This window comes from Methanolobus psychrotolerans, assembly GCF_002243045.1.
In the GTDB taxonomy this organism is placed as follows: Archaea; Halobacteriota; Methanosarcinia; order Methanosarcinales; family Methanosarcinaceae; genus Methanolobus; species Methanolobus psychrotolerans.
Window position 1 is genome coordinate 1 of record NZ_MBKP01000031.1, and the last position, 17,918, is coordinate 17,918.

A 17,918-nucleotide genomic window follows, 5' to 3' on the forward strand; every position below is an offset into this window, starting at 1 on the left:
AACCATTTCAGAGCGATTTATATCCCCAGGATATATCATCGGATACTTCAAAAGATCTATGACCTGAGGACTTGTGTTGAAAGGAAAAATTCTAACGAGGTCGTTGGATACAATCGATCAAAAACACTAACCAGAGGTAATGAGTGGGCTAAGTTGTTTGTTTCAATAAGCAACATAACTGCACTACTTACGGCACTGGCAGCATTTAAGGTTGAAAGACTTGACCTGATTCGTGCTCCAAGTGCTTTTAGAAAGTTGAGGATTTGAGGGCATAAAAGGAAATTTTAGTCAAAAGAAGCAGTTGTAACTTATATTCCGCAGATGTCCTCAAATTTTGCCAATTATCTGGATTGCAATTATTTATCAATTAATAGTAACATAATTAAAGTAAGAAATAACACTTAGTGTCACTTCTATTTGATATAAGTATGCGTAAATCTATGCTAAAGAAAAATATCCGTTTTTCTCTAGACATCTGCAGAAAGTCGGTTGTAAGAGTTAATGGGCCATTTAAAGGGTTAATGGGATTAATGGTTAAGCCTCGAATATCTTAGCCAGAAAGTATCTTGTGTATTCGAAGCAGAGCCTGCAGTCGTTCGCCTGGACCACGATAAAGTAATCCTTGTAGGAGACTTGCATGGTGATCTGGAGGCACTGGAGTTCATATTGGAAAGGGCCGAGACACTTGATTGTGGCAGATTTGTTTTCCTTGGAGACTATGTTGACAGAGGGGAACATTCAATAGAAGTTCTTTGCCGGCTGTTCCAGCTGAAGATAGATCATCCCGAGAATATCGTCCTTCTCCGCGGGAACCATGAAACATCAGAGATCAATATTTGCTATGGTTTCTATCATGACCTTGACAGGGATGAAGAGTTATTTACTCTTGTGAACAGGACATTTGACAGGATGCCTGTTGCAGCTGTCGTAAACGGCTCTGTGTTCTGTGCGCATGGCGGTATAGGGGACCCTGTAAGTCTGGACCTTATCGAAAAAGAGGATTGTTTTGCGTACTTATGGAACGATCCATGCGATGATCCAGGCTTGGCAATATCTGCTCAGAGAGGAGGGACTGAAATGTTTGGTCCTGACGTCTGTGAGGAGTTTCTCAGGATCAACGGGCTTGAAAAGATAGTCAGGGCCCATTCGACACTTGAAACCGGGTACAAATGGTGGTTTGATGGGAAACTGCTGTCCATGTTCTCAATACCGGACTACTGTGGCATGAAGGGCAAGGGGGCATTTGCGCTCATGGAAAAGGGGAACATAGAGATATTTGCCTTCGGGCGAGACATCGAGGGTTCCTATTCATTGGTAAGTTCCGGGAACTGCTGAATATTCAAGATTGCATTTTTTAAGTGCCGTCCTGGATCAAAAACCAATAATTAAATATTAAATAAACAATTAAACATAATATTTAAGTACTAATCGTGCCTATAGTATGTTGCCTGTACAGGTGGGTGGTACAAAGTTACCCGCGCATGAGTGGTGGGTAGCGATTGGGGCCCGGGTCGAATTCCCGGGCCTTTCAATCCAATTGAACAGGAGATCGAAGAACAGGGGAAAATGGAAGATTCATATGGAAAACATTGCAGCCGATGTGAGCGAAGGCAAGAACGATCCCATCTACAATGCCCACTCATACCACACCAAGGTGCCTCACAAAGCCATCATGCGCTACATCCTCCACTATACAGAGCCAGGAGACATAGTCTTTGACGGTTTCTGTGGTACAGGCATGACCGGCGTGGCTGCACAGATGTGTGGTGACCGCAAGACAGTGGAATCCCTTGGCTATCAGGTAAAACCTGACGGCACCATCATGCAACAGGAGACTGGCGAGGATGAAAAGACTCGTTGGGTGCCTTTCTCAAAGCTAGGTGTGCGCAGAGCTGTTTTGAATGATCTCTCGCCAGCAGCAACTTTCATCGCCTACAACTACAACACCCCTGTGGATGTGAAAGCATTTGAAAAAGAGGCAAAACGCATCCTCAAGGAGGTCGAAGAGGAATGTGGCTGGATGTATGAGACCAAGCATACTGATGGTAGGATGGCGAAGATTAACTATACTGTCTGGTCAGATGTGTTTGTTTGTCCGGAATGCACAGGGGAAGTTGTTTTTTGGGAAGAGGCTGTTGACAAAGAAGTTGGTAAGGTACACGATTCTTTTCCATGCCCTCATTGCAACACATTGTTATCAAAGCAGACAATGGAGCGCGCATGGGTAAATGTCTTTGACTCTCCACTTAAAAAGTCTGTTGCACAAGCTAAACAGATTCCCGTTCAAATAAATTATTCTGTTCAAGGAATTAAGGGTCGATTTGAAAAAGAACCAGATACAGATGATTTAAATCTCATCGAAAAAGTTAACCAAGAACCCATACCATATTGGTTCCCTTCTGAGAAGGTTCCAGAAGGAGATAAAACCTCAGATCCTTTTAAAGTAGGTGCCACTCATGCGCATCATTTCTACTCTAAAAGAAATTTAAGAGTCTTGGCAACATTGCGACATTGTCTAAAAGCATCTTTTCTGGAAGGACAACTTTTATGTCTAGTTGGTGATCAGCTTCCAAGGGCAAGTAAAATGCATAAAATAGCCATCAGTAGACTCAATACAAGTTTATCAAAAACTGCAGGAGTATTGGCTGGCACTCTGTACATTCCATCCAACCAGATAGAATATAACATCAACTTAATGATAGGGTTTAGAATAAAAGATGTCATTTCATACCAGTCAAAAAGAGATAGAATTACAAAACAACTTGTATTTACATGTTCAAGTGAGTCAACAGGGATACCATATGAAAGTTTAGACTATTTATTCTTTGATCCGCCTTTTGGATCAAATCTAATGTATTCGGAGCTTAATTTTTTATGGGAAACATGGTTGAGCGTTCTTACTAATAAAATTCCAGAAGCCATTGAAAACAAATCTCAGAAAAAAGATCTTGATGATTACAGAAAATTAATGACTGAATGCTTTAAAGAAGCATATAGGTCTTTAAAGCCTGGTCGATGGATGACAGTTGAATTCTCAAATACCAAAGCTTCTGTATGGAATAATATTCAAACTTCTATAAATGAAGCCGGTTTTATAGTAGGCAATGTTTCAGCGTTAGATAAAAAGCAAGGAACTTTCAATGCAGTTACAAGCACAACTTCAGTCAAACAAGATTTCGTAATCTCCGCCTATAAACCCAATGGTGGCTTCGAAGAACGCTTCCAGAAAGAAGCCCAAACAGAAGCAGGTGTATGGGACTTCGTGAGAACTCACTTAGGTTACTTGCCTATTACCAAATATCAGGGTGCTTTGTTGCAACTAATACCAGAACGCGACCCTCGTATTCTTTTCGATCAGATGGTAGCCTATTACGTCCGTAAAGGATATCCTGTGCCAATCTCAAGCCAGGAGTTCCAGATTGGGCTTGGACAACGATTCATTGAAAGAGATGGTATGTACTTCCTGCCAGAGCAGGCTGCAGAGTACGACCGTAAGAAACTGACTTCAGGCCAGCTTATCCAAACCAAACTTTTCGTATCCGATGAAGCTTCTGCAATTCAGTGGTTACGCCAGCTTCTAAAGGCAAAACCGCAGACATTCCAGGATATCAATCCGCAGTTCATGCAGGAGCTTGGCGGATGGAGTAAGAATGAACAGCAACTGGACCTGAGGGAATTGCTAAACCAGAATTTCCTCAGCTACAATGGTATTGGTGATGTGCCAAGCCAGATACATGGTTATCTTTCTACCAACTGGCCGGAGATGCGTAACCTACAGAAAGATGATCCTGCATTGATGGCTAAGGCTAAGGACAGGTGGTATGTGCCAGATCCGAATAAGGCAGGGGACCTGGAGAAGCTGCGTGAGAAGTCGCTGTTGAAAGAGTTTGATGAGTACAGGCAGTCAACCAAGAAACTCAAAGTCTTCAGGATGGAGGCTGTCAGGGCTGGTTTTAAGAAAGCTTGGCAGGAGAGGGATTATTCTACTATTATTAAGGTGGCTGATCTGATACCGAATAGTGTGCTGGAAGAGGATCCGAAGTTGTTGATGTGGTATGATCAAGCTGTGACTAGGGTTGGAGGGGAATGAGATGTTGTTAACTTTTAGTAAAACATACCTCTCCAGCATTGGTGTAGTGTGGCTTTTTGTTGAAATGTATAATGGCCTTATGCCTGAGAGCATCAATTGTTCTTTTTGGTGCTTGATAATTGTCGCATTAATATTGGCAATAATTTGGTTTTTGATCAATGGATATTATATCGATGGTTTTCTAAAGCAAACAATTGTTCTGAGGAGCAATGCATTTGATACAAAGATAGTCATAATATTCGATGATCTTTTTAGGCAAGATGGATGGAAGGCTATTCCTGTGAACGAGTTTTTCGATAGTATTGTTGATGACAGGCATGTATCTCCCAAAAGCCTTCATGGGATGCTAATCAATAAGTATTGGAGTAGTGAAACTGAAGACTGGGATCAGCAAGTAAAAAACTCTTTATCTAACAGTAATTTGGCAGAGTATGTACCCAGAAGTTCGGGCAAAACAGAGAAATACTCTATAGGATCAACGGCAGTAGTTCAAAAAAAGGGTAATAATTTCTTTTGTGTTGCATTAACAAAAACAAATATAAGCACTCTGCAAGCATTAGCAACACCTTCTGAACTGTATCAATCGTTGATCGGCTTATTAATAAAAGCAAGAGAATGTTGTTCTGGTTCACCATTAAATATTCCTTTGTTTGGTTCGGGTTTGGCAAGGACTAACATAAAGCCGAGTATTGTCGTTAATCTTATTCTGCTGGCTATTTTTGAGGAAAGCAAAAAAGAGAAAATAACTGATGATATTAGAATCATCATTCCGAAAAGCAAAAAAAAAGATATTGATTTAAGCACCATATATAAAAATTGGAGGTAGCATGGCTTATCGTAATGGTACATATATAGCATTCGACGGGCTTGGGCAGGTAAATCCGACCTATTCTGATTTTAGGTATTATGGACTTATTGAAGCTTGGGCCAAAAATAAGAACATCCATTTTAAATATATTAACAGCCATGATAAAACATGTGCTGTAAGAGATAGTAGTTTACGATCAACACTCGAAGCTAGAATCAGAGAGCGCTTATCCAAATCTAAAAATATGGTCGTTATACTGAGCTCTGATACTCGTAAAACCGGAAGTATGCTGTCCTATGAAATAGAAAAGGCAGTTGATTATTATAAGATTCCATTGATAATTGCTTATGTTGACTATAAAATTGTCGCAGAGCCGTCTCAATTGTTTAATTATTGGCCTAATTCTCTTAGTGCAAGAATAGGAAATGGTACAGTCAAAGCTATACATGTCCCTTTCATTAGAGATGCAATTATTGATGCCATAAGTCAGTTTAGCGTTTCCAAATTACCAAAAAGTTCTTTGAGTTATTATAACAAGGAAGCACATCGTAACTTCGACATCTTGAACTCGACTGGTATGTTTAGAAATACGTGGAAATGATACATGCAGAAATAAACATGCAAAATTTAAATATCCCACCACTTAAAAAACCCAGCAACATTTAGAACACAAATATTTTGAGATACATTACAATAACTGAAGATGATTAAAATGGCCAAAATCGAAGGGTTTAGGATACGAAATTTCCGTGCATTGAAGGATGTAACAGTTGGGAAATTGTGGAATACACAAAAAACGGACTCATTAACACCTATGACAGCTGTTATTGGAAAAAACGGCGTAGGAAAGAGCACTCTTTTTGATGCTTTTGGCTTTCTTTCCGATTGTTTAAAAATTGGTGTTGAAGAGGCTTGCGATGCTCGTGGTCGTGGTGGATTTGAAAGAATTCGTTCCCAAGGACAAACTGGACCTATAGAGTTTGAGATATATTATAAAGAAGATGGAAATTCTCGTCCTATTACGTATGAAATGTCTATCGATCTAGATGAATCTGGAAGGCCCTATGTTCAAAAAGAACGCCTTCGTCAAAGACGTAAAGGAGCATCAAGAGGGCGTCCATTCTCTTTTTTATTTCTGGATGACGGTAAAGGCGTCGCTTGGAAAGGTGAAAAAGAGGGTCGCTTAATTGATGAGGGCAAAAAAGATTTTGATATCCATCAATTCATCGAGAACATAAAAAAAGGTAATAGTCGTGAGGAAAGCAGAGATACCGAAGTTGTTGAACTGGAAGATAAACGCAAGTTAGGCATAGCAACTTTAGGCTCTCTTAAGCAACATCCAAGAATTTCTGCATTTAGGAAATTCATAGAAGGGTGGTACCTTAGTTACTTCACACCGGATGCTGCACGTAGCTTACCCTTGGCAGGTCCTCAAAAACACCTTAATGTTCACGGTGACAATATAGGTAATGTTGTACAGTTCATGGAGCGAGAGCATCCAAAAACATTCCAGTCAATTCTTGATAAAATTGCAGAGAAAATCCCCGGAATCGACAAAATTGACACGGAAAAAACACCTGATGGAAGGCTTTTACTTCGCTTTAATGACAGAGGATTTCATGATCCATTCTATGCCCAGCAGATGTCCGATGGGACACTAAAAGTATTTGCCTATCTGCTCCTGCTTGAAGATCCAACTCCACCACCTTTCCTTTGTATCGAAGAGCCGGAAAACGGACTTTACCATAAACTATTGGAATCACTTGCCAGAGAATTCAGGGAACATGCCACCGGTCGCAAAGGTGGTTCCCAGGTATTCATTACCACCCATCAGCCATACTTTGTCGATGCTCTTGAACCGGAAGAAGTATGGATTCTGGAAAAGGGAGAAGATGGCTTTTCCACAATAAAACGTGCAAGTGAAGACCCGCTTGTTAAGAATATGGTAGAACAGGGTCTTCCCTTAGGTGGATTATGGTACAGTGACTATCTGGATGCGAGGTAAACCTATGCATTTTGAGATACTCGTAGAGGATCAGTCTGGTAAAAAAATGCTGGATATCCTCATACCCACAGTCATAGGCAATGGACATACTTACAGGACCCATCCATACAAAGGAATAGGGCGTATCCCTAAAGGTCTGAAAGGAACTACTGACCCAAATAAGCGCATTCTTCTGGACCAGCTACCAAAGATACTTCATGGTTATGGCAAGACTTTTGAAGAATATCCACCAGAGTATCCTGCTGCTGTGATTGTAGTGTGTGATCTTGATGACAAATGTATGAAGGCCTTCAGGGAAGAACTTTTCAGGATTCTGGAAACATGCAATCCTCAGCCAGAAACCCGTTTTTGTATTGCGATTGAAGAAGGGGAAGCATGGTACCTTGGTGACATGCAAGCAATCAAAAAAGCATATCCAAGGGCAAAGGAAGCTGTTCTTAGATCATATATTAATGATTCGATCTGTGGTACTTGGGAAAAACTGGCAGATGCTGTTTACTCAGGTGGTTCCCAAAATCTATCGGCACAGGGATGGCAAAAGATAGGACATGAAAAATCAAAATGGGCTGAAGCTATCACACCATATATGGATATAGAGAACAATAATTCTCCAAGTTTCTGTTATTTCAGACAAAAACTTAGAGAGCTGGCGGGAATGGTTTAATGCAATCATCGTGGCAATACTCAACCATCCACAACTCACCCTGCAAAATAATAGAAGAACAGAACCTGTGGGGAAATGTAGTTTACCGTATCTGGCTTCCAAATCAGGATACCGTGGTCAGAGTTCCGCAGTCTGCATTGCGGCCATTGGGTGCAGAGATCCAGCCGGAGAACGAGGCAAATCGGATTGCTTATGTTGCTGCAGCGGCAAAGGTGGCTGAGGTGCTGGAGGGCGGTTCACATGATTTGGATGGGCCTGTGCTGCTGGCTCCGATGGAGTCTAATGTCATTCCACTTCCACATCAGATAAGAGTTCTTTCGAGGGTGATTTCCGGGGACATGGTAAGGTACCTGCTGGCTGATGGTGAAGATGCATTGATTGTCAGAGATAGAGATTGGTTCGATAAATACAGTCTATCTATCACAGACATTGCTGAAAAACTCAACAAAACACTTCCAAAAACCAGAGCATATATGTTTGAGCTCGATCTATGGGATGATCCAGAGATGTACGGTGAAAAAAGAATTAAGTCTCAAACTTATAAACGTTATACACAGAAAGCTTTGGATGCTTTTCGGTTTGCTGTCACTCAGTATTCGGAAGAGGAAATGTGGGAAAAACATAAAGGCAAAGTATCAGGTCGCATAAAGGGAAGTTAATATGTATTTGTTACATAAAACTCAAGACTGTTAAATCGTTATTTTGATGGGTGAAGAGAGATGTTCAAAAAATTAAAAATCGAAAATTTCAAAATTTGGCAAGACACCGGTAATATCCGGATGGCTCCAATAACCCTTTTTTTTGGTACAAACAGCTCAGGAAAATCAAGTATTGGTCAGTTTTTGATGATGCTAAAGCAAACTGTAGAGTCGCCCGATAGGAAAGCTGTCTTTTATCCAGGTGGGAAGAATTCCGCAGTCCAGCTCGGATCATATAAAGAAATGGTATTTCACCGTAATCCCGAATTAAAAATGTCTTTTGAATACCAATGGGAAGTCGTAGACACATTAAAAATCAAAGATTCCCTTTCCGGAACAAATTATTCAGGTGATGCTTTAACATTTAATTCGCAAATAGGATTAGATACGAAAGATCAACAATCATTGCTAGTAGACAATTTTAAATATATTATCACTGATAAAAATAATAATGTCAGTATGTCCATTGGAATGAAACGCCGCCCTGAAAGTAAATCTGAATATAAAGTAGAAAGCAGTAAATATGTACTGAAAAGAAAGCAAGGGCGTGGCTGGTCTCCCGGTGCGCCTGTAAGGTTCTATGGTTTTCCTGATGAAGTTGTTGCTTACCATCAAAATGCAGATTTTGTGCAGGAACTCAATCTCCTACATGAAAAACTGTTTCGCTCCCTCTTTTATCTTGGGCCGTTAAGAACAAGGGCTGAAAGACTGTACTCGTGGACAGGCATCGAACCTGAAAGTGTTGGATACTCAGGTGAAAACACAGTAGCAGCCATTCTTGCAGCTCGTAACCGCAGGATTAGTTTAGGCTACAAGCGACCTACAAAACCCTTTGAGGAAATTATTGCACTGAAGCTAAAAGACATGGAATTAATCGAAGATTTTAAAGTAAATCCGATATCAGAACAAAGACAGGAATATGAAGTGAAGATTCGCACCAAAGGTTCAAAAGACTGGGTTGACCTTCCTGATGTAGGAATTGGAGTGTCACAAGTTCTACCTGTCCTTGTTCAATGTTTTTATGCACCTGCAAATTCGATAATCATTATGGAACAACCGGAAATTCATCTTCATCCAAGTGCTCAGGCAGCACTGGCAGATGTAATGATTGATGTGATCAGTTCACGAGAGGACGGTAAAGATAGAAACATACAGTTGATAATTGAAACTCACTCTGAACATTTCCTAAGGCGTTTACAAAGGCGGATCGCTGAAAATAAAGTTCTTCAAGATAATGTATCTGCTTATTTTGCCAGTGTTTCTAAAGCCCCTGCAAAATTGGAATCACTTCAAATAGATGAGTATGGTAATATCTTTAATTGGCCGGAACACTTTTTCGGTGATGAGATGGGGGATATTACCGGGCAAGCCAAAGCTGCGATGGAAAAACGTATCCAAATGAGCAAAACAAAGGAGGACACTCTTAATGAGTAATCTACCAAACAAGTGTCTTGTGGATACTAATGTTCCAAAAACAGCCAATAAGGTACTTGACCCTGCCAGCATTCCAGATGATCTTACTCATTGTGTACTGGCTTGCATAGAAGCAGTTGAGCATGTAATTACAACAAGAAGCCTGGTAATGGATTCAGGCGACGAAATATACGATGAATACCGCAGGCACTTGTCTATGAGTGGACAGCCTGGAGTTGGAGATCGCTTTATGAAGTGGGTCCATGATCACCGTTGGACATTACCTGAAGAAGATCGAATAACCATCACTAAAAATGGTAATAGTTATGATGAATTTCCAATCCACGATGGTTTATCCAATTTTGATAAGTCGGACCGGAAATTTGTTGCTGTTGCTAATGCTCATCCCGCTAAACCAAAAATCTTACAAGCTACAGACTGTAAATGGTGGGGATGGAGCAGTGCCTTGGAAGACGTAGGCATTTCAGTACAATTCCTGTGTTCTGATTATGTCAAGGCAAAATATGAGGAGAAATTTGAAACTTGATTGAAGATTATTACAAATTCCCATCTACTTCCCATCTGACGATCCTTGGTGAGAATGTTGTAAGAGGGGACAAAGTCATGTCTCAAAAGGAACGCAATGACTTTCTAAGTCGTGAACTTGTGATTGAGGAAAAAGTAGATGGTGCAAACCTTGGTATATCGTTTGATAGCTCAGGGAATATTAGACTGCAGAATAGAGGATCATATCTTAATGCTCCATATCAAGGGCAATGGAAGAAATTATCTGAATGGTTGACTCCAAAAACTGATTTACTATTTGAAGTATTACAAGACAAATTAATCTTGTTTGGAGAATGGTGTTATGCACAGCATTCTGTTCACTATGAGCATTTACCAGACTGGTTCTTAGGATTTGATATATTCCACAAACAAGATTTAAAATTCTTTTCATGCCAAAGAAGAGATGAAATATTCAACAATGCTGGTATCTCTGGAGTACCATTGATTAAAAAAGGACATTTTTCCCTCGAAGACCTAACATCTTTACTATCAAAATCATGCTTCGGTAACGAATCCGCAGAAGGTATTTATCTAAGATTTGATGACGGTGACTGGCTTGGAAAACGTGCTAAATTGGTACGTCCTGAATTCATCCAGTCTATTGAAGAACATTGGTCTAAACGAAAAATAAAGCCAAACAGGCTCATTTTTGAGACGTTAAAATGAATGAATTAAATCTCAATAATATCCATTCTTGGCAATACTCAACCATCCACAACTCACCCTGCAAAATAATCGAAGAACAAAACCTGTGGGGAAACATAGTTTACCGTATCTGGCTTCCTAACCAGGATACTGTGGTCAGGGTTCCGCAGTCAGCACTGCGACCATTGACTGCAGAGATTCAGCCGGAGATCGAAGCAAACCGAATTACGTATGTCGCTGCAGCAGCAAAGGTAGCTGAAGTGCTGGAGGGCGGTTCACATGATTCGGATGGGCCTGTGCTGCTGGCTCCGATGGAGTCTAATGTAATTCCGCTTCCACATCAGATACGTGTTCTCTCAAGAGCTGTTTCAGGAGATAAGGTGCGGTACCTGCTGGCTGATGAAGTTGGTCTTGGAAAGACCATTGAAGCAGGGCTCATCATGCGTGAGCTTAAATTGAGAGGACTTGTTCGTCGTATACTGGTTGTTGCGCCGAAAGGTCTGGCTACACAGTGGGTCAGTGAGATGCATACGCACTTCAACGAGGATTTCCAGCTTGTTTTCGGCGAAGACCTTGCAACGATAAAAAGAATAATCAGTGGTAACCATTCTCGCTATTGGGCACAGGGTACTAAGCTCCGGTTCCTGGATGAACCTGATGAACTGCAGCATGCAAATCCATGGAGGATGTTCGATCAGGTGATAGTATCCCTTGACTCTGTCAAGCCCATGGATAAACGCAGGGGATGGAGTCAGGAACGTATTGATGAGTATAACCGCTCCAGATTTGAAGATCTGATCACTGCCGGGTGGGATCTGGTCGTTGTTGACGAATCGCACAGACTGGGAGGTAGCACGGATCAGGTTGCCAGATATAAGCTTGGAAGAGGACTGGCAGAGGCTGCACCGTATCTTCTATTGCTTTCAGCAACACCACATCAGGGAAAAAGTGATGCATTTCATCGTTTGATAAGTCTATTGGATGATAAGACATTCCCGGACATGGATAGTGTCACCCGTGAACGAGTAGCACCTTATGTTATCCGTACAGAGAAACGCAAAGCAGTTGATGGAGAAGGTAAGCCGCTGTTCAAACCTCGTGTTACAAAGATGGTACCGGTTACATGGGAAGTAAGACACAGTTCACAGCAGATGCTCTATGAGGCTGTAACAGAATACGTCCGTGAAGGGTATAACCAGGCACTAAGGGAGAAGAAGCAGCATATTGGCTTCCTGATGATACTGATGCAAAGGCTTGTGGTTTCAAGTACACGGGCTATTCGAACTACACTGGAGCGTCGGCTTGAGGTTCTGAAAGACATAGAACTTCGAACCTCTCAGCACCTGGAAGAAATAACAGGTTCCAGTGATGATATTGATGAACTTTATGACATGGATGGGCAGGAATTGCTCGATGAACTTCTCAAATCCCGTATTTCCTCCATGCAGAACGAAAGAGCCCAGGTAGAAACACTTCTTGATGCTGCCTGCAAATGTGAGCAGGAAGGACCTGATGCCAAGGCAGAAACACTGATAGAATGGATATATCAGCTTCAGGCTGATGAGAATGAAGCAGACCTCAAATTACTGATATTTACCGAATTCATCCCAACTCAGCAGATGCTTAAAGAATTCCTTGAAGCTCGAGGTATCTCTGTAGTAACACTCAACGGTTCCATGGATATGGAAGAAAGGAAAAAGGTCCAGGATGATTTCTGCAACAAAGTGCGTGTACTCATCTCCACCGATGCAGGTGGTGAAGGTCTCAACCTGCAGTTCTGTCATGTTATCATAAACTATGACATTCCCTGGAATCCAATGAGACTGGAACAACGTATAGGTCGTGTGGATCGTATAGGCCAGATGAAGATCGTAAGAGCGATAAACTTCCTTTTCCAGGATTCAATAGAATTTAGGGTAAGGGAAGTCCTGGAGCAGAAGCTCTCAGTCATCCTGGATGAATTTGGTATCGACAAAACCGGCGATGTGCTTGACTCCGCTCAGGCTGGAGAATTATTCGAAGGAATTTTTGCTTCTGCAATTCTTGATCCCGATAATGTTGAAGCTTCAGTTGATTATACAGTATCCAAGATTCGAGAAGAGATTCATGAGATTTGTGAATCATCACCGATCTATGGTATATCAGAAGAACCTGACTTGCAAACGGCAGAACGTCTTCGCTCTCATCCACTGCCTCATTGGGTCGAACGTATGACAGTAGGTTACCTAAACTCCCATGGTGGTGAGGCAATACGCAAAAGAGATTCATGGGAACTTAAGTGGCCTGACAGTAAAGTTTCTGTGAAGTGTACCTTTAGTTCAAGTGTAGCCGAACTCAATACTGGTGTTTCGTTACTTAATCTGGAAGATAATAAGATCAGAGGATTAGCTCTCAATCTACCATTGATTGCATCAGGACAACCGATACCATGTATTTCTATAGATGAATTATCACCCAGCATATCCGGTCTGTGGGGACTGTTCGAGATTCGCTTGCTTGCGGGCACACACAATAACAGTCATACCATGACAATTCCACAAATAAGAAGGCGATATCTAAGTGTCTTTGTTTCTGACGAAGGAAAGCTGTTCCTTCCAACTGCTCGTCATATCTGGGATCTCATGCAGACAACAGATCTAAATGTATTGTGTTCTCTTGACCACAAAGCATCAGCAGATGCATATGAGAAACTTGTCAATGCTGCCGAATCTGCCGGGAAGGAAGTATTTGATACACTCCAGCAGAACCATAATTCTGCCATCGAACATGAAGAAACAAGAGGCTATCACGCATTTACAGCAAGGAGAACAGCTATTGAGCGGATCGGTCTTCCCGAAGTTCGCCAATACCGTCTGGATAAATGCATTTCTGAAGAGAACGAATGGAAAGAAGAGCTTGAAATTGCAAGACAGACCGTACCTGAGATAAAACCACTATTGATGATGCAAATACAAAGGAGAGGCATATGAGTACAGGTAGTTGGAGAGACATTATACTCCGCGAGTTCATACCAAACGTAAGCAAACTTACCATAGTAAGTGACCCCGATGACCTGCTTACCGAAGAAAGACTCTCTGTTGAACTCAAAAACCGCAGTTTTGATCTAATTGATTTCAATGATCCTGTTGAATTCCGGTATGCCTATGAGTCAGGATACAGAAGCTTGTGGGATCAGGGAATACAAACCAAACAGGGAGTCATACTTCGGCTGCATAACTCCGAGCTAGATGATTTGCCTAATGATCTCCTTAAAGCCGGAAGAACATTATCCCTTAATCTCGGAGCCATTTTTCCCAATCTCAGCTATTCAGTTATCGAAAAACTGGATCGCAGCTTTTTAGATGAATTATATGATGCTCAAATAAAATATTCACCAAACAAGCTAGGTGATAATGCTACCAAAGACTTTATTCTCTTACATGTTTTTGAAATAGCAGCAAATCTTATCAACAACGATGTAGAACTACTCCGTACACTACTTAGGATTCACTACAATAAAGTCAAAATACCGCCGGTCTTGTGCAATCGACTAGTTCAGTTATTAAAAGATAACAATCATTTTCATGACTGGCCACTTGACACTATCGTCTCCGATGATGGAGCTTTTTTTGCATTTCTACAGGAACGTTGGCCTTTCTTCCTTGATATACTGGTTCATGGAAACCAGATTATTAAAGAAACGTCAGCTTACAATCTGAAATATACAGGACCAATAACATTACCATTTGATCATGAGGACATCCGTATTTATGTTGACAATCTATTTGTTGAAGGCAAACTCATTCCAGTTCAAAAAACTGACATTAGTATCGAAAGCAATCCCTGGATCATAAGTGGCATATCTAAAACGCATGACACTGATCCTAAGCTTCGTATTAACAGCCTTATTGATATTCTCGAAAAAACACTTCATGCTTCTGAGTTCCGTTACTCAGAATGGATCGACTTCGCTATGAAATGGGCAGAATTAAGAGCTCTGATTCATACAACGGACCAAAAGGAAAAACTTGAAAAATTCAATCAAATCAGTGATCTTGTAAATACCAACTTTACAAATTGGCTTATCAGCCATTATGCTAGCCTTATCAACCTTCCTCCTACAAATCCTGCTATGCTTCATCATGTTCCTCGTTGTATGGCAAGGGAACTGGAATCTGATGGAGACATTAAGTTAGCTCTTGTTGTTGTCGATGGCCTTTCCCTTGACCAATGGGTCACTGTTAAAAAAGTACTTCATGAAAAAGACCCCGATCTTGTCGTGAGAGAATCAGCGACTTTTGCTTGGATACCTACATTAACATCTGTATCAAGGCAAGCTGTTTTTTCGGGTAGACCGCCTATTTACTATCCAAAATCAATTAACACAACAAATAATGAAAGCAACCTATGGCGGCAGTTCTGGGAAGAAATAGGCATATCACGCTTGGAAATTGGTTACCGGCGCAGCTTGGGAGATGGCAATGTTAGTGAAATACTTGATGAAATCTTAAATATCGACCAAACTAAAATCATTGGTTTGGTTGTTGACAAGGTCGACAAGATTATGCATGGAATGCAGTTAGGTGCTCCAGGAATGCATAATCAGATCAGACAATGGTGCAAGGAAGGATTTCTTTCCTCTCTCATTGAATACCTTTTAGATCATGATTATCAGGTGTGGCTAACATCCGACCACGGTAATATAGAATGTAGTGGAAAAGGAAGTCCTTCTGAGGGAGCTATAGCTGAAACACGTGGTGAAAGGGTAAGAGTTTATCCGACTCCCGAACTGAGAGATTCGGTTGCCAAAACATTACCTTTTGCAGTTAAATGGAATCCAATAGGTCTACCTCCTGCTTATTTCCCGTTGGTAGCTCAAGGAAGCGATGCATTTGTAAAGGAAGGAGAAGTCATAGTTGGGCATGGTGGAATCTCCATAGAAGAAGTTATTGTACCACTTGTTACGTTTGAAAAGAGGACTCATTGATGGGTAAAAGACACAGTTCTATTGGTATCAAACAACTTATCCGATATGAGTGGATGGAAAAAACTGCAAGTATGCTTCTTGCTGGAATGGATGAAAAGTCCATACGTGAAGAGTTGAATATCTATCTTATTGTCCATAAGGGAGATGGCTCAGAAGAACAACGTAGTCTGAATACCTGTAAGTTTGTTGTTAGCAATTTGATGAAAATATGGGTATCTCCCGATCCAGAACTCATTGATTTCAGAGATTCGGCTCTAAAACAATTACAAAACCACCCTTCTCAGGCACTTGCAATACACTGGGCAATGATATCAACGTCATATCCATTCTGGTTTAATGTAGCATTACATATTGGAAGATTATTAAACCTTCAGGATAAAATCACTCACCAACAGATAATTAACAGGCTAAAAGAACAGTATGGTGATAGGCAGACTGTCAGCAGAAATGCCCAATTTGTTATTCGTTCTATCATAGCATGGGGAATTTTGCAAGATTCTGAATGTCCTGGATGCTACGAGAAAAATAAAAATATGCATATGCTGCTTGATAAAGATGTTTCTATTTTACTCCTTGAATCAATACTGCATGCAATTCCAGAAGATAAACTGTCTTTGAAAATAGCAACTAGTTCGCCTGCACTTTTTCCATTTCAATTGCCATCGATAAATGCAGACGATATTTCAAGAAAATTTAATGAGATTGATGTAGTTCAATATGGTATGGATGAGGAATTTATGGAACTAAAGGGAAAATAATATCCTCTTTGTGGTTTTGAGATTCTTCGAATATCTAGAGTCTTGTTACTCAATCACCTTCTTCTAACACACCTCTCCTACTCCAACCCCATACTCCGTCCATACTCTAATCACTTCTACCTCATCGATAAGCTCAACCAGGCAAACGGTGAACTCCTGGCCATGCACCGCAACAGTCTCCAGGCAAAGCAGTATGTCGGGTTGGTTCAGGTAAGGGACCTTTCCATAGAGATACTGCCAAAAATGTACATGGATGGGTTAACGGAAGCTTTACAGGTGGAGCATGTTCAGAGGAATTTGCTGTATCTATAGCTAAATATTGCTCATCCAGTCGAAAGCAAAAAGTTTTGTGCAAACTGTCAACGGCGGTTTACTTTTCCCCACTTTCGTCGGTCTAAAATTCTCCACCTTAAGATATAAAATTACCCCCCCCACATACATCCGACTTTCCGCAGATGTCTAGAGAAAAACGGATATTTTCCTTTAGCGTACATTTACACATACTTATGTCAACTTGAAGTGATAATAAATGTTACTTCTCAATTGAATTATGTTACTATTAATTGATAAATAATTGCAATCCAGATAATTGGCAAAATTCGAGGACATCTGCGGAATATAAGATACATAATTAAATCTTACAGTTTTCCACTCTGCAATCCCAGTTTCCTTCTGTCCTTGAGCCTGTAACTTTCACCTTTGATATTGATCGTAGTGCAATGATGCAATATGCGATCAAGAACAGCAGAAGCAATAACATTGTCCTGGAATATCTCTCCCCACTGACCATACGATTTATTCGACGTAAAGATAACAGAGCTCTTCTCATAACGTTTTGAGATAAGCTGGAAGAAACAATGAGCTCCTTCCTCATCAAACGGGAGATAACCCATTTCATCAATGATCAGTAGCTTATGTCTGGTAAAATCCCTGAGCTTCTTCTCAAGAACCCCCTCTCTATTTGCCTTTTTCAGTTTCTCAATTAGATTTCCTGCATTGATGAAGTAAACAGATAATCCTGCTTTTGTACTCTCCATTCCCAGAGCAATTGCAAGATGTGTTTTTCCCACTCCAGGAGGACCAAGCAGTACAACATTCTCTGCATTATGGACAAATCTCAGAGTAGCCAGATCCTCAATAACCTTCTTTTCAATTGATGGCTGGAACTCAAGATCAAACTCCTGAAGTGTTTTTCTCACAGGGAATACAGCAAACCTTGTCCTTCTCTCAATTGCAACAGCTTCCCTGTGTTTTCTCTCCTGCTCGAACAGATGATCAAGCACTTCCATTGTAGTTGTTCCATC

General features: G+C 40.9%; 15 protein-coding genes and 1 pseudogene. 15 read left to right on the forward strand and 1 reads right to left on the reverse strand.

What is annotated here, in order from left to right:
* The 15 genes and pseudogenes from BB781_RS10380 to BB781_RS15385 form a co-directional block, all read left to right on the forward strand.
* A pseudogene (locus BB781_RS10380) lies at window positions 1–267 on the forward strand (transposase); the annotation flags it as partial.
* A 351-nt stretch (window positions 268–618) separates the two neighbouring features.
* Window positions 619–1,335, forward strand: coding sequence for a metallophosphoesterase (locus BB781_RS10385; protein WP_277985498.1), 717 nt, complete (start codon window positions 619–621; stop codon window positions 1,333–1,335).
* Between the two features lie 106 nt (window positions 1,336–1,441).
* On the forward strand, window positions 1,442–4,090 hold the full coding sequence (locus tag BB781_RS10390; protein WP_094228426.1) for a DNA methyltransferase: 2,649 nt from the start codon (window positions 1,442–1,444) through the stop codon (window positions 4,088–4,090).
* A gap of 1 nt (window position 4,091) precedes the next feature.
* A complete protein-coding gene (locus BB781_RS10395; RefSeq protein WP_094228427.1) occupies window positions 4,092–4,916 on the forward strand; it encodes a macro domain-containing protein in 825 nt (274 codons plus the stop codon).
* A 1-nt stretch (window position 4,917) separates the two neighbouring features.
* Window positions 4,918–5,499, forward strand: coding sequence for a TIR domain-containing protein (locus BB781_RS10400; protein ID WP_094228428.1), 582 nt, complete (start codon window positions 4,918–4,920; stop codon window positions 5,497–5,499).
* A gap of 111 nt (window positions 5,500–5,610) precedes the next feature.
* Window positions 5,611–6,903, forward strand: coding sequence for an AAA family ATPase (locus tag BB781_RS10405; RefSeq protein ID WP_094228429.1), 1,293 nt, complete (start codon window positions 5,611–5,613; stop codon window positions 6,901–6,903).
* A 4-nt stretch (window positions 6,904–6,907) separates the two neighbouring features.
* Complete coding sequence (locus BB781_RS10410; protein WP_207205275.1) at window positions 6,908–7,567, forward strand: hypothetical protein; 660 nt, start codon at window positions 6,908–6,910, stop codon at window positions 7,565–7,567.
* Window positions 7,567–8,226, forward strand: coding sequence for a hypothetical protein (locus tag BB781_RS15970; protein WP_094228431.1), 660 nt, complete (start codon window positions 7,567–7,569; stop codon window positions 8,224–8,226). The genes BB781_RS10410 and BB781_RS15970 overlap by 1 nt, the downstream gene beginning before the upstream one ends.
* Window positions 8,227–8,286: 60 nt before the next feature.
* On the forward strand, window positions 8,287–9,699 hold the full coding sequence (locus BB781_RS10420; RefSeq protein WP_094228432.1) for an AAA family ATPase: 1,413 nt from the start codon (window positions 8,287–8,289) through the stop codon (window positions 9,697–9,699).
* A complete protein-coding gene (locus BB781_RS10425; RefSeq protein ID WP_094228433.1) occupies window positions 9,692–10,225 on the forward strand; it encodes a hypothetical protein in 534 nt (177 codons plus the stop codon). The genes BB781_RS10420 and BB781_RS10425 overlap by 8 nt, the downstream gene beginning before the upstream one ends.
* Window positions 10,222–10,911: an RNA ligase family protein gene (locus tag BB781_RS10430; RefSeq protein WP_207205276.1), complete on the forward strand. Its 690-nt coding sequence runs from the start codon at window positions 10,222–10,224 to the stop codon at window positions 10,909–10,911. Before BB781_RS10425 ends, BB781_RS10430 begins: the two co-directional genes overlap by 4 nt.
* On the forward strand, window positions 10,908–13,859 hold the full coding sequence (locus BB781_RS10435; protein WP_094228434.1) for a DEAD/DEAH box helicase: 2,952 nt from the start codon (window positions 10,908–10,910) through the stop codon (window positions 13,857–13,859). The genes BB781_RS10430 and BB781_RS10435 overlap by 4 nt, the downstream gene beginning before the upstream one ends.
* The gene (pglZ, locus tag BB781_RS10440; RefSeq protein WP_094228435.1) at window positions 13,856–15,856 is read left to right on the forward strand and encodes a BREX-3 system phosphatase PglZ; all 2,001 of its coding nucleotides are present in this window, start codon (window positions 13,856–13,858) and stop codon (window positions 15,854–15,856) included. Before BB781_RS10435 ends, pglZ begins: the two co-directional genes overlap by 4 nt.
* Window positions 15,856–16,614, forward strand: coding sequence for a hypothetical protein (locus BB781_RS10445; protein ID WP_094228436.1), 759 nt, complete (start codon window positions 15,856–15,858; stop codon window positions 16,612–16,614). Before pglZ ends, BB781_RS10445 begins: the two co-directional genes overlap by 1 nt.
* 42 nt (window positions 16,615–16,656) lie before the next feature.
* Window positions 16,657–16,926 (forward strand): hypothetical protein, encoded by a 270-nt coding sequence (locus tag BB781_RS15385; protein WP_129582690.1) that lies wholly within the window; start codon window positions 16,657–16,659, stop codon window positions 16,924–16,926.
* A 326-nt stretch (window positions 16,927–17,252) separates the two neighbouring features.
* Here BB781_RS15385 and istB read toward each other — a convergent pair.
* Window positions 17,253–17,918, reverse strand: a 666-nt coding sequence (gene istB, locus BB781_RS10450; protein WP_094228438.1) for an IS21-like element helper ATPase IstB, incomplete at its 5' end; no start/stop codon positions are given.

Coding starts and splice junctions, on each gene's coding strand:
- BB781_RS10410 (WP_207205275.1), top strand. CDS start 6,908: ATGCATTTTGAGATACTCGTAGAGGATCAGTCTGGTAAAAAAATGCTG.
- BB781_RS10445 (WP_094228436.1), top strand. CDS start 15,856: ATGGGTAAAAGACACAGTTCTATTGGTATCAAACAACTTATCCGATAT.
- BB781_RS10400 (WP_094228428.1), top strand. CDS start 4,918: ATGGCTTATCGTAATGGTACATATATAGCATTCGACGGGCTTGGGCAG.
- BB781_RS10390 (WP_094228426.1), top strand. CDS start 1,442: ATGTTGCCTGTACAGGTGGGTGGTACAAAGTTACCCGCGCATGAGTGG.
- BB781_RS15970 (WP_094228431.1), top strand. CDS start 7,567: ATGCAATCATCGTGGCAATACTCAACCATCCACAACTCACCCTGCAAA.
- BB781_RS10395 (WP_094228427.1), top strand. CDS start 4,092: ATGTTGTTAACTTTTAGTAAAACATACCTCTCCAGCATTGGTGTAGTG.
- BB781_RS10425 (WP_094228433.1), top strand. CDS start 9,692: ATGAGTAATCTACCAAACAAGTGTCTTGTGGATACTAATGTTCCAAAA.
- BB781_RS10435 (WP_094228434.1), top strand. CDS start 10,908: ATGAATGAATTAAATCTCAATAATATCCATTCTTGGCAATACTCAACC.
- BB781_RS10405 (WP_094228429.1), top strand. CDS start 5,611: ATGGCCAAAATCGAAGGGTTTAGGATACGAAATTTCCGTGCATTGAAG.
- BB781_RS10420 (WP_094228432.1), top strand. CDS start 8,287: ATGTTCAAAAAATTAAAAATCGAAAATTTCAAAATTTGGCAAGACACC.
- pglZ (WP_094228435.1), top strand. CDS start 13,856: ATGAGTACAGGTAGTTGGAGAGACATTATACTCCGCGAGTTCATACCA.